The sequence below is a fragment of the Desulforhabdus sp. TSK genome (genome assembly GCF_022836495.1).
Lineage (GTDB): Bacteria > Desulfobacterota > Syntrophobacteria > Syntrophobacterales > Syntrophobacteraceae > Desulforhabdus.
The window spans coordinates 1-413 of sequence record NZ_BQXM01000181.1; the positions used below are offsets into that span (position 1 = coordinate 1).

General features: G+C 66.3%; 1 protein-coding gene. It reads right to left on the minus strand.

The window, feature by feature from the left end; translation table 11 throughout:
• A partial coding sequence (locus MWC30_RS22040) for an AMP-binding protein (protein ID WP_244086336.1) occupies positions 1-413 on the minus strand: 413 nt, incomplete at both ends.

Here is a 413-nt window from a genome sequence, read left to right on the forward strand (position 1 = left end):
GTGTGGGTGACGCCGGGCAGCGGGGAGATCATGTGGGCGCCGGTCTCGGTCTGCCACCAGGTGTCCACGATGGGCGCCGGGTCCTCCTTAGGCGGCTTGCCCGGGCCGTTGTTGGCACCGATGACCTCGCGGAACCACATCCAGGCCTCAGGGTTGATGGCCTCACCCACGGTGCCCAGCACGCGCAGGGTGGAGAGGTCGTACTCATCCGGGATCTCGCGGCCCCACTTCATGCAGGTGCGGATCAGGGTGGGGGCGGTGTAGAACTGTGTGACCCCGTACTTCTGCACGATCTCCCACAGGCGGCCCTTATGCGGACTGTCTGGGGTGCCTTCGTAGATCACCTGGGTGGAGCCGTTCACCAGCGGTCCGTAGGTGATGTAGGAGTGGCCGGTGATCCACCCGACGTCGGC